Raw genomic sequence first — 23,056 nt, forward strand, 5'->3', positions numbered from 1 at the left:
AGACGCGCACGCCAGTTCGTGGGTATTGCGAAAGAAAACCGCCAAAAACCGGGCGGGCTTAGTCTTCCTCCGCCCCAACCCGAACGGGCGGCAACTGCTCAAACTCTGCCATTTCGAACAGACGCGACCGGATGAAGAACCGGATTCCGAGCGGAATTTCGAGGGAGAAACTGGCTCCCCGGCCCGGCGTCACATCAATGGTCAGATGCGTATGCTTCCAGTATTCGAACTGGTCTTCCGACATGTAAAAATCGCAGCCGTGAATCTGGCCGAGCCAGACATCGGAGGAGCCGATCAGGAAGTCGCCCTGCGCAAAACACATGGGCGACGAACCGTCGCAGCATCCCCCGCTCTGGTGGAACATCAAATCGCCATGCTCCCGGCGCAGTCTGTCGATGATGATTTTAGCGGCTTCCGTTGCTTCTACGCGAGTGAGATTCATACCTTTTTCATTGAGTGATTGAGCGAATGCGTAATTGTGTGAATCGATCAAAGATCATTTCTTACTCACACAAGTACGCATTCACTCAATCACAATTCATTAAAAGAATCCTAATTTATTCTTGCTGTAGGAAATCAGCAGGTTTTTCGACTGGCGGTAGTGGTTGAGCATCGAGAGGTGGTTTTCCCGTCCGAAACCCGATTTCTTGTAACCGCCAAACGACGCGTGCGCCGGGTAGTTGTGGTAGCAGTTGACCCACACCCGACCGGCCTGGATAGCGCGCGGCACCTGGTACAATTCGTGGGCGTCGCGGGTCCAGACGCCCGCACCCAAACCGTATAGGGTATCGTTGGCGTATTCAATGGCTTCATCGACGGTTTTGTAGGTCGCGACCGAAACCACCGGGCCGAAGATTTCTTCCTGGAAAATCCGCATTTTGTTGGTGCCCCGGAAAATGGTCGGTTCGATGTAATACCCGTTTTCCAGACCGTTGTTCAGCCGGGCCGGGCCACCGCCGGTCAATACTTCGGCGCCTTCCTGCCTGCCAATGTCGATGTACGACAGGATTTTTTCGAACTGGTCGTTGGAAGCCTGCGCGCCCATCATGGTCGTCGTGTCGAGCGGATGCCCCATTTTGATGGCGCGGGTGCGTTCGACAACCCGTTCCATAAACCCGTCATAAATGCTTTCGTGCACCAGCAGCCGCGACGGACAGGTGCAGATTTCGCCCTGATTCAGCGCAAACATCACCGCCCCTTCGATGCATTTGTCAAAAAACTCATCGTCGGCATCCATGATTGATGGCAGGAAAATATTCGGCGATTTGCCACCCAGCTCCATCGTCACCGGAATGAGGTTTTCGGAGGCATATTGCATGATCAGTCGGCCGGTGGTGGTTTCGCCCGTGAAAGCAACCTTAGCGATGCGCTTCGATTGGGCCAGCGGTTTTCCGGCTTCGGGGCCAAAACCGTTGACGATGTTGATGACGCCCGCCGGAATTACGTTTTCGAGCAATTCCATCAGCACCAGAATCGAGGTTGGGGTTTGTTCGGCCGGTTTCAGCACGACACAACAACCGGCGGCCAGCGCCGGAGCCAGCTTCCAGGTGGCCATCAGCAGCGGAAAATTCCAGGGAATGATCTGCCCGACAACGCCAATGGGTTCTTTGATGATCATGGAAACCGTGGTGGCATCCAGCTCGGCAACCGAACCTTCTTCGGCCCGGATCACGCCCGCAAAATACCGGAAGTGATCGACCACCAGCGGCAGGTCGGCCGCCAGGGTTTCGCGGACGGCTTTTCCGTTTTCCACGGTTTCGACGCGGGCCAGAAACTCAAGGTTCTGCTCAATAATATCGGCAATTTTGATCAGCATATTGCTGCGTTCGGTGGCCGACGTTCGCGACCAGCTCGGAAACGCTTTGTGGGCGGCATCCAGCGCCAGTTCAATATCGGCGGCTTTTGATCGCGGCACCCGGGAAATCAGGCTGTCATCGACGGGGGAGTTATTCTCAAAATAGTCACCACCAACCGGTGGAACCCATTTGCCACCGATAAAATTTTCATACTGACTTTTGAACTGAGGACGTTCCAATTGAGTAGCCGAGCGGGTGGCTACGGGGGCTTCTAAGGTCTCCATGACGTAAAGAATGGGTTAAACTGATTTTGGGAATTTGAATTGTGACAAATTTTGCCGAAATCGTGCAAGAATATTTTCACAATCGTCTCAAAAACTTACGGTATTGTCTCTTTCTCGCTGGGAGCCTGGAGGCAATCGAAAACCGGCTTTTTTAGGGTTGAATCATCACAAGCCGCTCTGAAACGGAATCGTTCATCGTATGGGATCAGGAAAAAAAACACGACAGAAAGAGGACAGCTTACCATCCTGGGGAGGGCGCCTGAATGCCTTGGTTGAGAATAAATTAACGCTCAGTCACGAGGTCGCCGAACTCAACCTGTACGAAACATTTCAGCGGGCTCAACTGGTCGAACTGGAGTTTGGATCGCCGGTTTTGACGAGTATGCTGACGGGCAAGAAAGTGATGCACATCGACGCGCTGAAACCGTTTGATTACTTGCCGGGCGAGTCGCTGGTGTTACCGGCTAACAAACCAATGAAAATTGATTTTCCGGAAGCGTCCACCGCGAATCCCACGCGCTGCATTGCGCTCACCATTTCGGGTGAGTTTATTCAGCAAACCGTCAATCACCTCAACGAAGAATACCCCCGCAGCGAACCGAGGGAATTGTGGGAGGTCGATACCAACAATTACCACTTCCAGAACGGCTTCGAAATCAGTTCGTTGATCGATAAAATTATCCGGCTGTATCGGGAGAACAACGCCATGAAACCGTTCTTCATCCATAATTCGCTGCAGGAGCTGATTGTGCGGCTGATGCAGACGCAGGCCCGGCGCGTGCTGATCGATCAGGCGCGGCAACACATGAACACGCACCGGCTGGCGTTTGTGGTGGAGTACATTAAAAACAACCTGACGAAGACCCTGGCAATCGACGAATTATCGAATCAGGCCTGCCTGTCCAAGTCCCATTTCTTCCGCTTATTTAAAAACGAACTCGGCATTTCCCCGATTCAGTTTATTCTCCAGGAACGCATCCGGCTGGCGAAACAGATTCTGACCAATCCGGCCAAATCCATTACGGATGCGTGTTACGAATCAGGTTTTAACAGCCTGACGCACTTCAGCAATGCGTTCCGGACCGTCGAGCGCATCAGTCCTCGTCAGTATAAACAACAGGTGGCCTAGAAACGCTCAGTGGTCGTGTCGGCGCATCCAGTCGTCTACCGAAAACTTGCCGGAGCCGACGACCAGAAACATCAGCATCAGAAAGAGCACGACGATGGAGAGCCAAAGCTCGGAGTTCAGCGCGGAAAAACCGCTGCGGATGTTGACGAAAAAAACCGCCCCAATCAGAATCGGTAGTTGAAGCAGAATGGCCAGTCGGGTCAGACAGCCCATTGCGATCAGTAAACCCCCGACAATATGGGTAAATGCAACGTAGTGCACCACAAAAACCGGTGTCAGCCCAAATTGCTTATTGCCCACCAGCGAATAGAGGTGTTCGGTATCCCCAATGAAACTAATACCTTTCAGGAACAGAATAATTCCCAGCATAATGCGAAGAGCGTCAATCCAGGCGGGGTGATGCGCATCACCCCAGTGTTCAACACGTTGGAGCACATTCATGAGCTTGCTTTTAGGGTATGACTACCCCAAGCTAGATAAAAAATTAGACAAAAGCAAGATAAAATTGGGAAAAGAGGAGGAGGGCAGGAGGGGGGTATAGGAAGAAGGAATGACAACCAATCTTAGTCCGCTCTACTTATACCCTCTTCCTCCTGCCTAAATAATCTTAGGACATTTGGTGCTTCCGGCCAGCCGGGATCGGCGGGGTTTGGGCATTCGTTTGGTGGTGACGCGGATGGAGGAGGGTGGTTGGGCCACCGAAGGGTTTTTCAGCACCTCCATTGCGAGCAGATCGTTCAGCGGGCGGTAATCCGGGGGCGTTGGTTTGTCGACCTGGATGGGAAAAAAGTGGTCGCCGGGAAATTCGTAGTGCTCGAAATCGTAGTCGTACAGGTAAATATTGATGTAGCCATCTTTGCTGTATTTTGAACTGATCGAGTTGGTCGGCATCAGGTCCTGCGCCTGTAAAATGTCCGGCCGTTTGGCGAGCGAATCCTTGAAATATTCCTTATAGACTTTGTAGCGGTTAAATCGGTAGACCAGACTGGCCGAATCGATCGTAATGGCAATGTTCAGGTAGTGCCGTCCGTAGTCGGCTTTCCCATTCCGGGCGTACAGCACCCCCAGGTTGTTGATGGCGCTGCGATCGAGGTGGCCTAGGTAACTTTTAACGGCCTTGTCGTATTCTTCCGTGTTTTTATAAACGTTTCCCAGGTTGTTGTAATAGGTTTTGTGGGTTGAATCGAGGTCGCGCGACCGCTCGTAGTCGCGAATGGAGCGGTAGTAATATTGCCGGGCGTTGTGCATGTCTCTCTGTTTCTCGTACTTGAGTGCCAGATACGAGCGGACAATGCCCCGGTTGTTGTGCAAAAACGCTTTATGATGACCCCGGTTGATCAGGCTGTCGAGCACGTCTTCGGCCTGCTCGATGCGGTCTTTTTCCAGCAGCGAAATGGACAAGCCGTTCAGCGCGTTGATGCTCTGCGGGTTATGGTGTAGCGCCCAGGAAAAGTTGTCGTAAGCTTCGTCCATGTTGCCCGACTTCAGGTACATGTTCCCTTTGTTGGTCAGCATTTTGTCGTTTTGCGGAGACAGGCGAATGGCTTTTTCCAGGTAGGCCAGGGTGTAGCGGAAACTGTCTTTTTTGCGGTAGACTTCACTGGCACCGGCGTAGGCTGCCGGATGGTCCTTGTTGAGCCGCATGGCTACGTTCAGGTGCACCAAGGCTGAGTCCAACTGGTTCATTTCCAGACGGGTCAGTCCAAGGCTCAGAAAGCAATCGGCGAGGTCTTTGTCTTTTTCGTCAAATAAGTCCGGCGCTTTGGCAAAATGCTCCATGGCCTGTTCGTGCAACCCCTGCCGGTGGCTCACCACACCCAAGCCGAGGTGAATATGCGGGTTGTCGGGGTCGAGCGCCAGCGCAGCTTCGTACTCAATGCGGGCGGAGCGGTAATCCCGAATGCTGCACAAGGCATTGCCCAGACCCGTGCGGGCTTCGATCCACTGGGGCCGAAACTGCACCGCCCGCCGAAATTCGGCAACGGCTTTGGGAAATTCTTTCTCGCCGTACAACGCATTGGCCAGTCCAAACCGGGCGGCAGCCTGGAACGTTCGGTCGCCGGATGTCAGGTAATTGGTGAATTGCTCGGCCGCATCTTCGTAGTCTTTCAAACCCAGCAAGGCATCCCCCAGCCGAACCGGCAGCATTTTGGTCAATTCCGGTTCGTTTTGGAGGGGTTTGTAGGCATTCAATGCCTCCCGGTATTTTCCCAGACCGAGCAACGCATCACCTTTCACCAGTTTATAAACCGGCTCGCCGGCCCGCATTCGAAGGGCTTCCGAAGCGGCCCGGTTGGCTTCCTCGTACTGACCCGCGTGCAGGTGGGCAACGGCCCGGTTGAACGCAATTTTGTCGGCTCCTTTTCCGCCCGTCGTATTTTCCAACAGGGCCAGACCCATTTTCACATCGCCGGTCATGCAGTAAAAAACGCCCTGATTGGCCTGGGCGTGCGCGAAAGACGGAATATTCTGCAAAAGATGAGCAGCTTCTTCGTAGCGTTTCAGATGACTTAGAATGATGGCCTGGTTGTAAAGAAGGGTGTCGGAGGGACGACCGGCTGCGGCCCGTTGCAGCAATTGGAGAGCGCCGGCGAAATTCTTGTTCCGGGCCAGTTTGAGAGCGGTATTGTTGAGTCGGGGAATTGAATCCGGATCAGGTTGACGATCCGGCGGTGGTCCCAATGAATGCCCGGCTATCGGTAGGAAAACGACGTAGAAAAACAACACAAATACATTGCGTAGCAGTTTAATCATTCCTGGTAGTTCGTTAAGACGGGCAGGTGAAGATACGGTTTTTGGAAATACCACCCAAAGAAAGTGAGTTGCCGGTTGATTTTTGTGACCTTTTGGCTTACTAAATAAGCCCATTTACCGTTACCAACCCATAACTGCCAGCAGGAGCGAAGGATGTTTTGGCCGGAAATCAATCCGGCGGAAACACGTCAGCCGAAAAAGAAGAGGGGTAAAATTAGGAAGTTGAAAACCGCCTTTTTCCGGTTCCCGGTTTTCAATTTCAAAAACCGGGAACCAGGGATCCTTTAGAGGACTTTGGCATGAACCGGTTCCTGTTGCAGCCGGTGCTGGTATAAAAATTCAATCAGGTCCGCAACCAGGCCCGTCCAGCCGGTTTGGTGATTGGCCCCAAGGCCGCTGCCGTTATCACCGTGAAAGTATTCAAAGAACAGGTGCAGGTCTTTAAAATGCGGATCGTCCTGGTATTTGGTATAGCCATTGTAGGCCGGTATTTTACCCGTATCGTCGCGCCGGAAAATGTTCACCAGCCGTTCGGCCACTAAAACCGTAGCTTCCTTGATGCTCATCACCTGACCCGAATGGGTCGGGTATTCAATCTCAAAATCGTCGCCGTAGTAGTTGTAAAACTTCAGCAGGGAGTCGATGAGCAGGTAATTGACCGGAAACCAGATCGGGCCGCGCCAGTTGGAATTCCCGCCAAACAGACTGGTTTCGGATTCGTTCGGAACGTATTTAACCGAAAAGATTTCACCGTTTACGTGGAACTGATACGGGTTGTCGCCGTGGTATTTGGATAGCGCCCGGATGCCATAATCGGATAGAAACTCGGTTTCATCGAACATCCGTTTCAATAGCATCTTCATCCGGTGACCACGCAGCAGCGACAGCAGGTGGGTGGCACCCTTGCCCGGCTCGTGCCAGCGCGAAATGAGCGACGCCAGATCCGGCCGGTTCGTCAGCACCCACTCAACCCGGCGTTTGAAATCCGGCAGTTTTTCCAGCAGGCTATCATCCAGAATTTCAACGGCAAAGAGCGGAATCAGGCCCACCATCGAGCGGATTTTCAGCAACGTACTGTTGTTATCCGCCGTGTGTAGCACGTCGTAGTAAAACTGGTCGTCTTCGTCCCACAGGCTGATTCCCTGTCCGCCTAGGTTTTTCATGGCGGCCGCAATGTGGAGAAAGTGCTCGAAGAATTTCGACGCCATATCCTGGTACGTTGGCCGGGTGAGGGCAATCTCGCAGGCAATCCGGAGCATGTTCAGCGTGTACATAGCCATCCAGCCCGTACCGTCGGCCTGCTCGATGTGCCCGCCCATCGGCAACGGCTGGCTACGGTCGAAGACCCCGATGTTGTCCAGGCCGAGGAACCCCCCGCCGAAGATGCTGTTGCCGTTGACGTCTTTGCGGTTGACCCACCACGTAAAGTTGAGCAGCAATTTATGGAACACCCTTTCCAGAAAATTGATGTCGCCTTTCCCGTTCATGTCGCGGTCAATTTCGTACACTTTCCAGGTGGCCCAGGCGTGGACGGGGGGATTCACGTCGCTAAAGTTCCATTCGTAGGCCGGAATCTGGCCGTTTGGATGCATGTAGTATTCCCGCAGAATAACCGCCAGCTGACGTTTGGCAAAATTGGGGTCTAGCCGGGCCAGCGTCAGCGTATGGAATGCCAGATCCCAGGCGGCAAACCACGGATATTCCCATTTATCGGGCATCGAGAGGATGTTGGCCGTGTACATATGCCGCCAGCCGGAATTGCGCTGGTAGGCCCGCCCGTGGAAAGGGGTTGGCATTTTGGGGTCGCCCTTCAGCCACTCGTTTACGTTGTAATAATAAAATTGCTTGTTCCAGAGCATCCCGGCGTAGGCCTGGCGCTGGATGTTTCGCAGTTCGGGATCGGTAACGTTGTGCTGCAACTGGTCGTAGAAGGCGTCAGCCTCCTGAACCCGCTGCTCGAAAATGCGCTCAAAATCGGCAAAAGGCTGGCTGTTGTGCGTATCTTGACTAAACCGGAGCCGGATCGTGACGGAATCCTCCGCCGGAACCGTTCGGGCGTACCGGGCCGACGCTTTGGAGCCAATCTGGTTGGGATTGACAAACTTTTTGTCGCCCGAAATGACGTAATTATTGACTCCGTCTTTGCAAAACAGCGATTCGTTCGGGATCCCGTAAAGCCGTTCGGTATTGGTTTCGTTTTCGCAGAACAGCAATTCGTCGGCCTCTTCGCAGTATAGTTTGTACTTGCCCAGCAATTTGTGGTCAACCGCAATCTGGGTGGTTGCGATCCCGTTCAGAATAGGCTTGTAGGCGTATTGCTCGTATCCCCACGACCAGGTATTCCGAAACCAGAGCGTGGGCAGCAGCGTGAGTTCGGCCGCTTCAGTGTGGCGGTTATGGGCCGTAATCTTAATCAGGATGTCGTTCTCGTCATTCTTGGCGTATTCAATGAAGATGTCGAAGTATTGGTTGGAATCAAAAATGCCAGTATCGACCAGTTCAAATTCCGGTTCCAAGCGGTTTCGGTTTCGGGCTTCTTCCACCAGCCGGCCATACGGAAAGGGTTGCTGCGGATACTTGTACAGCATCTTCATGTAGGAATGCGTCGGGGTGCTATCCAGGTAGTAATAAAGCTCCTTCACATCCTCGCCGTGGTTGCCTTCGGGGCCGGTCAGGCCAAAAAGCCGCTCCTTGATGATGCTGTCATTGTGGTTCCAGAACGCCAGCGCAAAGCAGACGTGGCCCTTATTATCAGAAAGTCCACCGATGCCGTCTTCCCCCCAGCGGTACGCCCGGGAGCGCGACATGTCGTGGGTAATAAATCCCCAGGCGTTGCCGTGCACACTGTAATCTTCGCGAACCGTTCCCCAGGATCGCTCCGACAGATACGGGCCCCATTTCTTCCAGCCCTTGTTATCAGCACGGGTGTAGATACGTTCGCGTTCGATGTTATTTTCCATCTTCAGGTTGTATTCCATGTGAAATTCCGTTACGGTTTTGCGTCAATAGACACTCATTTTAGTAGACGATTGAACCGTATCGAAGTCATTAATCGCCTTAATTTAGTGTTCAGTTACAAAAATGGTATCATCCGGCGGCCATTAATTTTTCATTTCCCCTCGGTTGAAAACCTCGGATCGGGGGATGATTTGCCCGGCGGTGATGGAAGAGTCAGGGATTGTCAGACAGAGGAATGCTGTATTTACAGGTAAATGAAGGCGGTGCATTTTTCGCGCCATACTTCGCAGCGACCGTTTAAATGTTCGTATTCGGTTCGGAATGGAATCGGATCGCGGGCACTAAACTTTTTTTGTTTAGCAAGCCATTTTCTGTAGTCCGAGAAATGATTCGGATGAAGGCTTTTTTTGCGGTTTGCTTCCAGCAGATACGGATAAAACCGGCTCATTTGGTTGAAATCACCCCGGAAGTGCCAGGCAAGATCCACGCTTTGTGGGCCAGATTTCGGTTGTCCACGTTGCACGGCCAGCCATAGCGCTTCAGGATTTTTAAAAGAATAGCCTGATTGACGAGATCATTGATGGACCGTTGGCGACTGAAAAATAGAAATTTGGTTTCATTCGACCCGTTTCGCATCAAACTATCCCGGTATTGCTGATCGATGGCATATAGTTTTTCAATCAACTGGTAGCAAACCGCCGGCGATAGCCTGCTAACGTTAATCGTTGAGTCCAACTGGGGACGGTTTATAAATAAGAATCCATTTAGAAGGTCATTTTGTTTAAAAGTCTGACCTTGTGCGATCAGAGAAACGATGAAAAGGGTTAAAATGTAGAAAACCGGACCATAGCGAAAGTGGTTGGCGAGCAGCAGAGAAACAAAAATTAACGGGCGACAGAGTTTAGCCCATCGCCCGTTGAACCGGAAAATTATTGTTCATCTCAATCCGGATCCGTCACCGGCGTATTGGTGTTATTGTCCCGCTCCGTTCGGGGATACGGAAAGAAATTCCGGTTCCGTTCTCCCGTCACGCTCGGTCCGGAACGCCCGAACCGGCGACTGTCTTCCAGCCGAAAACCGCTGTACGCCAGTTCAATCGCCCGGTTTCGGTAAATCTCCGTCAGCACATCGTTGGCCATCACCGGGCCCGCGTAGGGCGGCAGGGCCGCCCCCAAACCCCAGGCATCGGTGGCTGCGGTTTTTGTCAGCACTTTGTTCAACTCGGCAATGGCGGAGTTCACGTTGGTGGGCGCCCCACCACTCGAAATGGAACGAATCAGGGCTTCGGCCCGGATCAGCAGGATTTCGCCCGGCAGGTAAACCGGCAGTGGCGCGTTGTTGGCTGTTGCAAAACCGGTACCCAGATTCTGCGTGGCGCCGGGCGTGGTCCGGACGTAAAACGGAATGCGTTTATCCGCCGGATCGGGTGCCAGCGCGGTCGGCAGACCGAGGGTGGCGCTGACGGGTTCGATGACGTTGCGGTTGCTGAACGCGGTTTCAAAAATCGGATTCCGCGTGTTGTCGTCAAACGCAAAGAACGACCGTTTGCTCAGATCGACTTTCCCGGCGGCTTCCAGGGCTTTGGTGTAATCGCCGGCAAACAAACTGTAGCGGGCAATCAGGGCCTGTAACGTATTCGGAATGTCGATACCGGTTACAATGCTGAGGGCGAATTTGGACGAAACCGGTGCCGATGCGACCTGGGCAACGGCGGCTTCCAGTTGCGTAACGGCTTCTTTCAACAATTGCGCCCGGGGCACAAAGGCGGCATTTTCACCCGCTTTCAGGGGAGCCTGCTCGAAAAACTGCGCCAAGGTGCCCAGCGACAACGCCTTGAAAATGGCAGCATAGGCAACGACGCCACTTTTCGTCCCGGCATCACCGGTTTTATCGGCATTGGCCAGAATGATGTCGGCGTTTGCATTGACAATCAGGCAACTGGTCCAGAGCTGACGGACGATGGAGTTCTGATTTGTAACGTTGGCCAGACCGGCTTCCAGGGCAATTTCATCGACGTTCCCGGCGTTCAGCACCCGAAACTCGCGGGTGGTCAGTCCCCCGCCTGCCACGGCATTGTAAATGGCTCCCAGCCGCCCGCTGGTGTAGCGGGACTGCAAACCGTTGGCAAGCGCAATCAGGCCGTCGGGCGAGTTGATCACCTGCTGTTCGCTGGCGGCACTGGGGTTCAGGTAGTCTTCGCGGCAGGCATTCTGACTCATCAGAATCACCGCCAGACTCAACAGTAACGTATATTTTTTTAGAAACATGATCGTAGGAAGTTGAAATAAAAAATTGGCATTCAGCCGCTTAAAACGTCGCCGAGAGTTGAACCTGGTACGTTCGCGGAATCGGAACATTGCCAAAATCAAGACCGCGCACCAGATCGGAGGTGCCACCCGCGTTGGTTTCGGGGTCAAAACCGGGGTATTTATCCCATGAATGCAGGTTGCGGCCCACCAGCGAAATGCTGAAGTTGCTCATGTTTTTGACCAGAGCGGGCAGTTGGTAACTCAGCGACAGTTCGCGCAGCTTGACAAACGAACCGTCGTCGATGCGCCAGGCTTCCGTGTTGTAGATCGAGTAAATGTAACCGCGCGGCAGTTCGCCCTTTAATTCCTGCTCGGCAAATTCGCCGATTCCGACGCCCTGCCGGGTCCGTTTGTCCGAATTGTACACGTCGAATCCCTGAACCGCATCGAGCAAAACGCGCAGGGAGGCTTTTTTATACGACACACTGCTGGCAAATGAGCCGGTCCACTTCGGGTTCGGATTGCCAATCACCGCATTGATCGGCGTTCCCTTGGGCTGACCGTCCGGGCCGGTATGATCGACGGTATAGTCCACCGAACCCGGGGTCTGGGTTCCGCGTTCCACCTGCGAGAAACCCTGGGGCGTCAGCAGCAGCGAACCGTCGGGATTGCGGGCGTAGGTGGTGCCGTAAAACACCCCGGCGGGCTGTCCTTTCAGCAAGTAAATGGAACCGGCGGCCGTGGCGATGTTGATAACCGGGCTGCCCAGTTCCAGCACCTTGTTGCGGTTTCGGTTGAAAATGACCGTTAAATCCCACGACCAGTCTTTGGTTTTCACCGGCGTCGCATCCAGCGACAGCTCAAAGCCCCGGTTTTCCATCTGACCCACGTTGTTGACAATGTTGGTGCCGCCGTAGGAGGGAGCCAACACCCGGTTTACGACCAGTTCGCTGATTTTCTGGTAATACACGGTGGCCGTCAGGTTCAGCCGGTTATTGAGAAAGGAAAGGTCGGCGCCCCCTTCCACTTCGGCCATGCGCTCGGGCCTCACGCGCGGGTTCGCCAGCGTTCCGCCCGGAATGATGGTGTTTCTGCCCAGGAAGGGCGTGGGCGAAAACTGCCAGAACCGGCTGTAGGTGCCAATGCCCGACAAGTTCCCTGACTCGCCGTACGACGCCCGGAGTTTCAACGCATTCCAGACGTTGTTAAACGAGACGTTTTTCCAGAAATTTAGGTCCGAGATGACGAACGAGCCGCTGAATTTGGGGTAAATCTGGTTGGTTTCGCTGGGTGAGAATTTAGAAGACCGGTCGCGCCGGACGGCCGCCGTCAGAAACGCCAGATTCCGGAAGCCCAGCGTCACCTGCCCGAAATAACCGCTCAGGTTGTAGCGGTCGAGCGTATAAGTTGCCTGAACGGTCGTGCTGGCGGCCCCGCTGACGGTTTCGATGAATGGTGCGAGGTTCTGACCGCTGGAAACCGTATAATCCTGCTGGTTGTATTGATAATTCAAACCGGCAATGGCGTTCAGTTTGACGTTTTCGGAGAACTGCTTTTCGTAAGTCACGTTTACGTCGGAATTGAGCAGCAACACCTGGTTGTTGGCCGTAGCCGCAAAACCGTTCGGGTACCGTTCCAGCGGCAAATTGGCCGTAGCCTGATACGGATACGGGCGAATGTAGTTTTGACCGATCTGCGAAAAGGAGTCCACGCCCAGAATCCAGTCGATGCCCAGCCCTTTCACCGGGGTCAGGTTCAACTGCACGTCGCCGATGGTCCGGCTGGTGCTTTGCGTCGACCGCATGTCTTCGATGGTCGACAGCGGATTGACGCGCGAGGGTTCAACGGCCAGCAGATTTCCGGCGGCATCCCGGCGGGTAATGTCCCAGATGTTGTTCGTGATGTTCACCGAATTGATCGGGCTGTAGAACACGTTTCCGTTGGCTTTCTCGTTTGAGAAGCTGTTGCTGTAGCTCAACCCGGCGGTCATTTTGGCCCAGCTTGTCAGCCGCTGATCGAGCCGGGCCCGGAGGTTATACCGCTGAAAATCCGTGTTTTTCAGGATTCCCTGATTGAACAGGTAGCCGAAGGAAACGTAGTACTGCGTGTTGTCGCGGCCCCCGGAAACCGAAATGGCGTTGTCGGTTCCGGAACCGGTGCGGAACAACTCGTCGAAATAATCATACCGCGTCACATCCACCAGATTGGTCGCCAGATTGGCCGGAACGCCATCCCGCACGATGGGCGTGGTTGTGACGCCGGGATTGGCGGCAAGCTGGGCCGCCGTGGGAACGCCGATGGTGTGCAGCCGCAAATCCGCAAAACCGAATTGTTTGGGGTAGGTAGTGATGTAAACTTTTTTGCGCAATTCGTTGAGGCTGAAGCTGGTCGTAAAACTAACCCGGGGAGCGCCCGTCTGCCCCCGTTTGGTGGTGATGAGCACGACCCCGTTGGCGGCCCGCGAACCGTATTGAGCGGCAGCGGCAGCCCCGTTCAGAACGTTGACCGTGGCAATGTCGGCCGGGTTGAGGTCGGAAAGGCGGTTTTGGCTCGGGTTGGAAGCCCCGATCTGGTTGCCGACGGCCAACTGCGAAACGTTCGTGCTGGCGTTGCTGACAATTACGCCATCAATGACGTACAGCGGATCGGACGAACCCGTCAGGGATTTAATCCCGCGCAGCCGAACCGAAATACCGCCCGCCGGATCACCGGAATTCTGCGTAATCTGCGCGCCCGGTACTTTCCCCTGTAAGCTGTTGAGGAGCGCGCCCGAGCCGGTTTGCGTCAGGCTTTCGGCCCGAATCGTGCTGATGGCGTTGCCCAGTTCGCGCCGGGAGGTCTGCGTGGTCGAGCCGGTGGCCACCACTTCGTCCAGGTTCATGACATCTTCTTTCAGCGATGCGTTGGCCGTTACCGTTGGCTGGCTGCCCAGCGAAATCGTTTGCCGGATCGGGGTGTAGCCGATAAAACTAAAGTTGAGGGAATAGGGGCCGGAAGGTAAGGTAACGCCAAACGTGTAGGTGCCGTTTTCGTCCGTTGCCGAACCGAGCGTGGTGCCGACGATGACGACGGTCACTCCGGGCAACCCCTGCCCGTTGCCGTCCGTGACGCGGCCATTCAGCGTATACCGTTGGTTCTGCGCAGAAACCATCGTGGACCAACACAGCAGAGCGAGCAGGAGTCCGAACCATCGCTGATGAATCAAATAAATTTTCGTCATAAAAGTGGTGGAAATTGAGGTTAGATTTGGTCATAATTTCAACATTCTCCCCAACTTTCGCAACCTGGACCCTCACTATATTGAAATGGGTAAAGACTTGCTTGAAGGAATGATATTGCAACCCGGTTTTGCCACCATCCGGACTCTTTTGACCGGAAAGCGATTAAAAGTTGTGTGTCAATGATAAAAACGTGGCCGGTTTTCCGTAAATAGGGCAATGAGCGTTGGTGCCTTTAAACCCGTTCAAGTGACTTAATTTTTACCTTTTTATGGAGGAAACTACCTCGTTCAAGCCTTCCCTGCGGTTGATGGATGCCACCATGCTGGTTGCAGGGAGTATGATTGGCTCCGGTATTTTTATCGTTAGTGCGGACATTACCCGAAACACCGGCAGCGCGGGCTGGCTGATGTTCGTCTGGGTTATCACCGGTTTCATGACCCTGACGGCGGCCCTGAGCTACGGGGAGTTGAGTGCGATGTATCCGAAAGCGGGTGGTCAGTATGTGTACCTGAAAGAAGCCTATAATCCGCTGATCAGCTTCCTATACGGCTGGAGTTTTTTTACCGTCATCCACACGGCGACGATTGCCGCGGTGGGGGTGGCCTTCGCCAAATTTACCGCCTACATTTTTCCGCCGTTCAGCGAAGATCATATCGTGGCGGATCTGGGTTTTCTCCGGATTTCGGCGGCTCAACTGCTTTCAATCCTGGTGATTGTGCTGCTTACCTTCGTCAATACGCGCGGGGTCAACAGCGGAAAAATCATCCAGACCACCTTTACGCTGGCCAAGCTGCTGAGTCTGCTGGGCCTGATCCTATTTGGCTTGTACGCCCTTCAGTCCGACGTCTGGAGCAGCAACTGGACTGCTTCATCGGTCTGGGATTTACACAAACTGAACCCCGACGGCAGCACGGAGTCGTACACGACGATGGCAGCTTTTGGGGCCATTGCGGCCGCGATGGTGGGCTCCATTTTCAGCAGCGATTCCTGGCATACGGTGACATTTATCGCCGGCGAAATCAAAAATCCCAAGAAAAACATTGGCCTGAGTCTGGCATTGGGCACACTCATTGTAACCGTCATTTACCTCCTGACGAACATCATGTACACCGGCGTCCTGTCGTTGCAGGAGATCGCTTCGGCCGACAAAGACCGCGTTGCCGTTACGGCATCCCACGTCATTTTCGGCAGTGCGGGCACGGTTATTATCGCGCTTATGATCATGGTTTCGACCTTTGGCTGCAACAACGGCCTGATCATGGCGGGCGCACGGGTCTATTATTCGATGGCCAGAGACGGTTTATTCTTCAAAAAAGTCGGGCATTTAAACAGGAATTCGGTACCCGGTTTAGCCTTGTGGATTCAGTGCCTTTTGGCCTCGGTCTGGAGCCTGAGCGGGAAATACGGCGATTTACTGGATATGATCTCCTTCGTCGTGGTGGTTTTTTACATGCTGACCATCGCCGGAATTTTCGTTCTGCGCCGGCGGCTGCCGGATGCGCCCCGACCATACAAAGCCGTGGGCTACCCGGTTTTGCCTGTTCTGTACATCCTGATGGGGCTGGCTTTTTGCCTCTTGCTGATTATCTACAAACCGACCTACACCTGGCCCGGACTGATCATAACACTGGCCGGCATCCCGGTTTATTTCCTGATTGTCAAATCCACATCCGGCAAGCAGAAAATCCCGGCGGAAACCGCTGATGATCCGTTCGCATCACAGAACTGACGCGCGGGAACAAGAAACCACTGGCCAGGTGGGTCAGTGTTTCCGGCGCTGGATTTCCTGACGAATCAGGTACAATTCGCGGCTGGTCTGGCCGGCCACGGAGCTGTTTTCCTGCGCGCGTCGCATCAGGTACGGAATGACATCGTTGATGGGACCGTAGGGGAGGTATTTGCTGACGTGGCAACCGGCTTTGGCGAGGTTGAAGGTGATATTGTCGCTCATGCCGTAAAGTTGCGAAAAATGAACGTGGGGATGATCGAGGGGCAGACCCGTCGACTGGAGCAGGTTAATGGTGTATTGGACGCTGTACTCGTTGTGGCTCGCTACGATGAGCGAAACCGTGTCGAGGTTGGCCACGCAGAAGTCGATGGCTTTGTTAAAATCAGAATCACTGGCCGACTTGTCCGGCTGAATCAGGACGGTTTTCTGAAAGTCATCGGCGCGTTTTCGCTCTTTTTCCATATAAGCGCCCCGAACGATTTTGGCCCCGAAAACAACCCCGCTTTTAACCGCCAGTGCGTGGCTTTCTTTCAGGAAATCCAGCCGGTCGTGCCGGTACAACTGAATGGTGTTGAAAACAATCGGTTTTTCCTTGTTGAACGTCAGCATAACGTTCATCGTGAGCGCGTCGATCGTATTCTGAATCCAGGATTCCTCGGCGTCGATCAAAATGCCGATTCCGGTTTTGGCGGCCGTTTCGCAAATTTCCGTGACTCTCTGAACCACGCGCGCCCATTCTGCCTGTTCCGGAACCGTCAGGCTTGTGGTGTCAAAAACCGTTTCAAACGTCGAAACCAGCGCCCGATCGTTTAATTTTTCAAGCAGCGCAAACCGGGCCAGGGCCGTAAGCTTGATGCCAATCAAGGGAACATTGGGGCGGGTGGCCGCGTAGGTGAGCACCCGAATAAATTCGGCTTTCGTTTTGTCAAAATCCGCTTCGGTTTCCTTGCCTTCGGCGCCGTAGTCGAGAATGACCTGAACGTGGTACTGATTCAATTTCTCAATCAGGCCGGTGGTTTCGTCGAGCGTTTCTCCGCCCACAAATTGCTCAAAAATTGTGGACCGGATCAGTCCTTTGACGGGCAGATTCCAGTTTACGGCGGTTTCCGTCAGTTTCGCTCCCAACTTCACCAGCCAGTTCTGATTCATCAGGTAAAACAACGCATTGGCTTTTCGGAGCTGATGGTCAGACTTGTACGCAAAGGCATCGGCGGTGTTGTCAAGGGGAATGATCGATTTTATCTTCATCATACAAAGGCGGTTTTTCTAGAAAGCTAAACGACGAAATTTCGGAAAACGGGTTTGGCTTTCTGGGATAAGCAATGGATACGCCCGGGGATTGTCCGGGGTTGCGATCGGATAAAAAAGCGATTGGCCCGCTCCGGAGTCACCAGCGTAGGCTTACTTTCTACAACGAAGGAGAGACCGGTCCTGTTCAGACCGCCCGTGCTGCCAAAAACCGTATGGAGTAAAATGGGTGCCACAGCGAACACTGACGTGCCTGCGCCAGGAAGAGCCGGAACCGCTAATCGGGCAATTGCATTTATCAAAAAAGAGAAGTTTAAATCTGGTGAAGGATTTTCCGAAGGCGTTGGTTAACGCGTGATTCAAAGGGTTTTACGCACGGTTTTAACCGGATTAGACCTCCTGCTGCTTTTCACGCTTAAAGTAAAAACCGCAATGATGACGGCCAGAATCAAGAGGTAGGTGTAACCTTTCGTCAGGTTGGGGCTGGTTGCCGCGGCACTGGTGTCCAGCAGTTGGTAGGTGGGGATCAACCACTGGAGTAAATAAGCCTGCGCCAGCACGATGCCGCAAATCACCAGGAGCATGATGAAACTGTGTTTCACCGTAAACCGGAACAGCGCCGATTCGTGACCAACGAGATTACCGGCGGCTGCGGCCACGGCAATCGACTGCGGAGAAATCATTTTGCCAACCACCCCGCCCGAAACATTGGCCCCTACCGTCACGACCGGATCGACGCCGATGGATTGGGCAGTGGCAAACTGAAGCTTGCTGAACAAGGCGTTGGCGGAGGTGTCGGAACCGGTGATGAACACGCCGAGCCAACCCAGAACCGGGGAGAAAAACGGAAACCAGCCACCCGTATTAGCCAGCACGTCGGCGAGCGTGATGGTGAGGCCCGAATCGTTGGCGATGTAGGCAAAACCGAGGACGCTGGTGATGCTCAGAATCGGAAATTTCAATTGATTGAGGGTGTCGGCAAAGAGGGTGGCGCCCGCGCGGTAGCTGACCCCAACCACCGGCATCGTTACGAGGGCCGCCAGCAGAATGGCGGTTCCGGCGGCTGACAAGTAATTGACTTTGAATAGCTTGGGAATCAGCGCGCCCTCGCCGTTCTGAATGGCGTTGTGCAAACCCGGAACCTCAAACTGGAACGAACCGGCGGCATTCAGGACGTCCTTGATTGGCTGCAAACCCCAGGCAATGATCATCACGGTCAGGATGAAAAACGGTGCCCACGCTGTCAGCAGTTCCTGCCCGGAATAGGCCAGGGGGGCGTCGGTGGTTGCGGGGGCTTCGTCGGCAAACCGCCAGACGGTTTTGGGTTTCCAGAATTTCAGAAAAACCATCAGGCAGATGATGGAACCGAGCCCGGCGATAATATCCGGCAAAAAAGGACCTAAATAATTGGAGGCAAACCACTGAAAAAAAGCAAACGACAACCCCGAAACCAGCAGCGCGGGCGTCACCTCCCGGGCTTTGCGCAAACCGGCGACAATCGTGACCAGATACAGCGGCAGGATGGCCGACAGGAGCGGCAGCGTCCGGCCCACCATTTGCGAAATCGGCAATTCCGGAATGCCCGACACCTGCGAAGCCACCGTAATCGGGATGCCGATGGAGCCAAATGCGACCGGCGCCGTGTTGGCAATCAGGCAAATTCCCGATGCGTAGAGGGGGTTGAAACCCAGCCCGACCAGCATGGCCGCCGTGATGGCGACCGGCGCGCCAAAACCGGCGGTTCCTTCCAGAAACGAGCCGAACGAAAACGCGATCAGCAAAGCCTGGAGCCGCCGGTCGGCGGTGATCGAACCCATGAAATGCTTGATGATTTCGAATTTGCCACTTTTGACGGTGATGTTGAACAGAAAAACCGCCATGATAACCAGCCAGCAGATCGGGAAAAAACCATAGAGCGCGCCGTGGGCAATGGATAAAAACGCCAGTTTGGCGGGCATTCCGTAAACAAACAGGGCGATGAGCAGGGTGAGGGCCGTGGCGAGTAAACTGGCGTGGTAGCCTTTCATTTTCCGGATGATCAGCGCCCAGAAAATAAACAGGATCGGAAGGGCCGCAACCAGGACGGAGAGCGCAAGATTATTGAACGGATCGGTGGGTTGTTGCCAGACCATAAACGATTCAGAAGGGTAGGGGTTCGGAATAACAGCGCTCGTCGGGCTCAAAAACGGATGCGCCGGGTTTTGTAAGTTACATATTTCTCCGGTATTGCCCACCGACTTCGTACAGGGCGTGCGACAACTGACCGAGCGAACAGACTTTGGTGGCTTCCAGCAGGGCTTCGAAAATGTTGCCGTTTGCCAGCGCCGTTTGCTGCACGAGTTTCAGGGCTGGCGGGGCGGTTTCCCGGTTTCGGTCCTGAAACGCTTGGCGGGACTCGATGGCGTAGCGTTTTTCGGCGTCGGTCGAGCGGATCACTTCCTGCGGCAAAACCGTCGGCGAACCCTTCGGGTCCAGGAAGGTGTTGACGCCCACGATGGGCAGCGTACCGCTGTGTTTCTGCATCTCGTAAACCATCGATTCGTCCTGGATTTTGCTGCGCTGGTACATCCGTTCCATCGCCCCCAGCACGCCCCCACGCTCGTTCAAACTGCGAAATTCACCCAAAACCGCCTGTTCGACCCGGTCCGTGAGCTCGTTGACAATGAAAGCGCCCTGCAACGGATTTTCGGTTTTCAGTAAGCCAAATTCCTTGTTGATAATCAGTTGAATGGCCATTGCCCGCCGGACGCTTTCTTCGGTCGGGGTCGTAATGGCTTCGTCGTAGGCGTTGGTGTGCAGCGAGTTGCAGTTGTCCGACAAGGCCGTTAACGCCTGGAGCGTCGTGCGAATGTCGTTGAACGCAATTTCCTGGGCGTGGAGACTGCGACCGGAGGTCTGGATGTGGTATTTCAGTTTCTGGGAGCGGTCGTTGGCTTTGTACCTGTATTTCATGGCTTTGGCCCAGATTCGCCGGGCCACCCGGCCCAAAACCGAGTATTCGGGGTCCATGCCGTTGGAGAAAAAGAACGACAGGTTGGGCGCAAAATCGTCGATGTGCATCCCGCGCGCGAGGTAGTATTCGACAAACGTAAAACCGTTGGACAGCGTAAAGGCCAGCTGCGAGATCGGGTTCGCGCCCGCTTCGGCGATGTGGTAACCCGAAATGGAAACCGAGTAGAAATTGCGAACCTGCTGGTCGATAAAATACTGCTGAATGTCTCCCATCATCCGAAGGGCAAATTCCGTCGAAAAAATGCAGGTGTTCTGCGCCTGATCTTCCTTCAGAATGTCGGCCTGCACCGTGCCGCGCACCCGCCGAAGTGTATCGGCTTTGATCGTCTCGTACACCTCTTTCGGCAAAACCCGGTCGCCGGTCGTACCCAGCAAGGTGAGTCCCAAACCGTTGTTGCCATCGGGTAAATCCCCCTGATACGCCACCAATTCTTTCTTTCCGGCTACGCCTTCGCCCTTTTCCTTTAAGTACAATTCACACTGCTGGTCAATGGCGGCATTCAGGAAAAAACCGAGCAGCATGGGCGCGGGGCCATTGATGGTCATCGAAACCGAGGTGGACGGATCGCAGAGGTTAAAACCGCTGTAGAGCTTCTTGGCGTCGTCCAGCGTGCAGATGTTGACGCCGGAATTGCCGATTTTGCCGTAAATGTCGGGCCGGTAATCCGGGTCTTCGCCGTAGAGCGTCACCGAATCGAAGGCCGTGGAAAGCCGTTTGGCGGGCATCCCTTTCGAGACGTAATGAAACCGGTGGTTGGTGCGTTCGGGTCCGCCTTCGCCCGCAAACATCCGGGCCGGGTCTTCGCCCTCGCGTTTCAGCGGAAACACGCCAGCCGCAAACGGAAATTCGCCCGGCACATTTTCGGTCAGCAGCCAGCGCAGAATGTCCCCCCAATCTTCGTAGGTCGGCAGACTGATTTTCGGAATGCGCAAACCGGCCAGGGAGGTTGAAAACAGATTTTGGTGAATGGTTTTATCCCGAACCTGGTATTGATAGGTGTCGGCCCGGTATTTTTCCTTCTGGTTCGGCCAGTCTTTCAGCAACCGTCGGCAATCGCGATGGAGCCGGTTTTCAAAATCGGCATAGAGGGTTTTGAGCGCATCGCCGACCACCGTTTCACCAGCCGACACCGTTTGCAGAACGCCGTCCAACTGATAGAGTTTGCGCGCAATGGCAACCTGCTCGTTGACAAAATCATCGTATTGGTCGCTGGCTTCCACAATTTCGGCCAGATACCGAACCCGGTCGGGGGGGATGATGGCGGAGGAGGGCGTCGGGGCGAAAGGCGGAATAGTGGCAGGATTGGCCTGGCTGATAAAAGAAATACCGGTTTTTTGCTGCAGCACTTCCATCAGTTTCGCAAACAGGGTGTTCATGCCCCTGTCGTTGAATTGCGACGCAATCGTCCCGAAAATGGGCAGCTCGTCATCAGCGGTTTCCCAGATGGCCGGGTTGGCGCTGACGTGGTTCCGGCGAAACTGCTTCCGAACATCGCGCAGGGCGTCCAGCGAACCGCGTTTATCGAATTTGTTGATGGCAATGAGGTCGGCAAAATCGAGCATGTCGATTTTTTCGAGTTGCGTGGCGGCCCCGTAATCCGCCGTCATGACGTACAGACTCACGTCCGAATAGTCGGTAATTTCCGTATCCGACTGCCCGATGCCCGAGGTTTCGATGATGATCAGGTCGAATTGCGCGTATTTGCAAATTTCAATGGCATCGCGAACGTATTTGCTCAGGGCCAGGTTGGCCTGCCGCGTCGCCAGCGACCGCATGTACACCCGGCCGGCCGCCAGCTCCGGGTGAATGGCATTCATCCGGATCCGGTCGCCCAGTAGGGCACCCCCGGTTTTTCGTTTCGACGGATCGACGGAAATGATCGCGACGGTTTTGTCGGGGGCCTGGATCAAAAACCGCCGGACCAGCTCATCCACCAGCGAGGATTTACCGGCTCCGCCCGTGCCGGTGATGCCGAGAATGGGGGCGGTTTTTGCTCCGTCCGAATCCGGCAAGATCTTGAAAACCTTACCGGTTTTTTCATAAAGATCCGGCGCGTTTTCGGAGACCGAAATCAGTTGCCCGATCAGTTTGACATCTTTTGAATCTGGCAATGTTTTCAGGAGGCCGTTGAACAGACTGAATTGGGTTCCGTGATCGCACTGTTCCAGCAAATCATTGATCATGCCCTGCAAACCCATCGTCCGGCCGTCGTCCGGGGAGTAAATCCGGGTGACGCCGTAGCGGTGCAGTTCTTCCATTTCGGCGGGCAGGATGGTGCCCCCGCCCCCACCAAATACTTTAATATGAGCCGCTTGTCGCTCGTTAAGCAAATCAATGATATACTTGAAGAATTCAACGTGTCCGCCCTGGTACGAAGTGATTGCAATGCCCTGCGCGTCCTCCTGAATGGCACAATCCACAATCTCGGCCACCGACCGGTTGTGCCCCAGGTGAATAACCTCCGCCCCGGATGCCTGCATGATCCGGCGCATGATGTTGATGGCTGCGTCGTGTCCGTCGAACAGGGAAGCCGCCGTAACGATGCGGACGGGGTTACGGAGCTGATACGGTTTGGTGGTTTGTTGCGATACCATGATCAAATTGCAAATTGTTGCGTAAAAATAGGCAGAATGGCGGAAAACCCGTATTATTGATTGTTATTACCAAGTGTGAAA

The 23,056-nt window shown here is 54.3% G+C and carries 12 protein-coding genes; 2 read left to right on the plus strand and 10 right to left on the minus strand.

Annotated features, from left to right (window positions below; translation table 11 throughout):
• Positions 1 to 58 precede the first annotated feature (58 nt).
• Both ACYVHX_RS17705 and ACYVHX_RS17710 read right to left on the minus strand, forming a co-directional pair.
• Positions 59 to 442: a DUF779 domain-containing protein gene (locus ACYVHX_RS17705; RefSeq protein WP_460673004.1), complete on the minus strand. Its 384-nt coding sequence runs from the start codon at positions 440 to 442 to the stop codon at positions 59 to 61.
• 99 nt (positions 443 to 541) lie between these two features.
• On the minus strand, positions 542 to 2,080 hold the full coding sequence (locus ACYVHX_RS17710) for an aldehyde dehydrogenase family protein (protein ID WP_460673005.1): 1,539 nt from the start codon (positions 2,078 to 2,080) through the stop codon (positions 542 to 544).
• Positions 2,081 to 2,279: 199 nt separating this feature from the next.
• On the opposite strand from ACYVHX_RS17710, the gene ACYVHX_RS17715 reads away from it, so the two are divergent.
• On the plus strand, positions 2,280 to 3,209 hold the full coding sequence (locus tag ACYVHX_RS17715) for an AraC family transcriptional regulator (RefSeq protein WP_460673006.1): 930 nt from the start codon (positions 2,280 to 2,282) through the stop codon (positions 3,207 to 3,209).
• Between the two features lie 6 nt (positions 3,210 to 3,215).
• Here ACYVHX_RS17715 and ACYVHX_RS17720 read toward each other — a convergent pair whose 3' ends face one another.
• The 5 genes from ACYVHX_RS17720 to ACYVHX_RS17740 all read right to left on the minus strand — a co-directional run bounded on the left by ACYVHX_RS17720 (position 3,216) and on the right by ACYVHX_RS17740 (position 14,390).
• On the minus strand, positions 3,216 to 3,650 hold the full coding sequence (locus ACYVHX_RS17720; RefSeq protein WP_460673007.1) for a DoxX family protein: 435 nt from the start codon (positions 3,648 to 3,650) through the stop codon (positions 3,216 to 3,218).
• Positions 3,651 to 3,806: 156 nt separating this feature from the next.
• Positions 3,807 to 5,963, minus strand: a complete 2,157-nt coding sequence (locus tag ACYVHX_RS17725; protein WP_460673008.1) for a tetratricopeptide repeat protein — start codon at positions 5,961 to 5,963, stop codon at positions 3,807 to 3,809.
• 284 nt (positions 5,964 to 6,247) lie between these two features.
• Entirely contained in the window at positions 6,248 to 8,941 is a 2,694-nt protein-coding gene (locus ACYVHX_RS17730) for an MGH1-like glycoside hydrolase domain-containing protein (RefSeq protein ID WP_460673009.1), read from the minus strand.
• A gap of 921 nt (positions 8,942 to 9,862) precedes the next feature.
• Entirely contained in the window at positions 9,863 to 11,188 is a 1,326-nt protein-coding gene (locus ACYVHX_RS17735) for a RagB/SusD family nutrient uptake outer membrane protein (RefSeq protein WP_460673010.1), read from the minus strand.
• 40 nt (positions 11,189 to 11,228) lie between these two features.
• Positions 11,229 to 14,390 carry a SusC/RagA family TonB-linked outer membrane protein gene (locus ACYVHX_RS17740; protein ID WP_460673011.1) on the minus strand — a complete coding sequence of 1,054 codons (3,162 nt, stop codon included), beginning with the start codon at positions 14,388 to 14,390 and terminating at the stop codon, positions 11,229 to 11,231.
• A 269-nt stretch (positions 14,391 to 14,659) separates the two neighbouring features.
• On the opposite strand from ACYVHX_RS17740, the gene ACYVHX_RS17745 reads away from it, so the two are divergent.
• Complete coding sequence (locus tag ACYVHX_RS17745) at positions 14,660 to 16,120, plus strand: APC family permease (RefSeq protein WP_460673012.1); 1,461 nt, start codon at positions 14,660 to 14,662, stop codon at positions 16,118 to 16,120.
• A gap of 33 nt (positions 16,121 to 16,153) precedes the next feature.
• Here the strand turns inward: ACYVHX_RS17745 and ACYVHX_RS17750 are convergent, their stop codons facing one another.
• The 3 genes from ACYVHX_RS17750 to ACYVHX_RS17760 form a co-directional block, all read right to left on the minus strand.
• Positions 16,154 to 17,371: a proline dehydrogenase family protein gene (locus tag ACYVHX_RS17750; RefSeq protein WP_460673013.1), complete on the minus strand. Its 1,218-nt coding sequence runs from the start codon at positions 17,369 to 17,371 to the stop codon at positions 16,154 to 16,156.
• 356 nt (positions 17,372 to 17,727) lie between these two features.
• Positions 17,728 to 19,500, minus strand: coding sequence for an L-lactate permease (locus ACYVHX_RS17755; protein ID WP_460673014.1), 1,773 nt, complete (start codon positions 19,498 to 19,500; stop codon positions 17,728 to 17,730).
• Positions 19,501 to 19,576: 76 nt separating this feature from the next.
• Complete coding sequence (locus ACYVHX_RS17760) at positions 19,577 to 22,975, minus strand: methylmalonyl-CoA mutase family protein (protein WP_460673015.1); 3,399 nt, start codon at positions 22,973 to 22,975, stop codon at positions 19,577 to 19,579.
• Positions 22,976 to 23,056 lie beyond the last annotated feature (81 nt).

It is taken from the genome of Larkinella ripae (assembly GCF_054780775.1).